Source organism: Mesorhizobium sp. M8A.F.Ca.ET.218.01.1.1 (assembly GCF_004791165.1).
Taxonomy (GTDB): Bacteria; Pseudomonadota; Alphaproteobacteria; order Rhizobiales; family Rhizobiaceae; genus Mesorhizobium.
Genome location: NZ_SRUZ01000104.1, coordinates 1 through 345, shown reverse-complemented (window position 1 = coordinate 345; position 345 = coordinate 1). Strand labels below are relative to the sequence as shown.

Below are 345 nucleotides of genomic sequence, written 5' to 3'. Positions count from 1 at the left end.
TCATCGGGCGCACGACGAGCCCGCTCGACAGGCTGAACGTTGAAGTGGTGCCGCCGGGCTGACCGGTTCCGCCCGTGTCGGCGAGACTGGAGGTGGCGGATATCTTCGGCCGCCACGGCGAGGCGTATCGGCAGGTTCATGACGACCATCTCGGACGTGTCGAGCGGCGTGTGATGAGCGCGATCGAGCTCTGCCGGACGGCCGCGCTCGGCGGCCATGTCGAGGGCTGCCGATCCTGCGGGGCGATCCGCGTGGCCTACAATTCCTGTCGCAACCGGCATTGCCCAAAATGCCAGGGACAGGCCTGCCGCGACTGGCTCGCCGCACGCGAGGCCGAACTCCTGC

The 345-nt window shown here is 68.7% G+C and carries 1 protein-coding gene; it reads left to right on the top strand.

Features of this window, described 5'->3' with window-relative positions; genetic code table 11:
- Positions 1–74: 74 nt before the first annotated feature.
- Positions 75–345, top strand: a 271-nt coding sequence (locus EN861_RS34580; protein WP_189343821.1) for a transposase zinc-binding domain-containing protein, incomplete at its 3' end; no start/stop codon positions are given.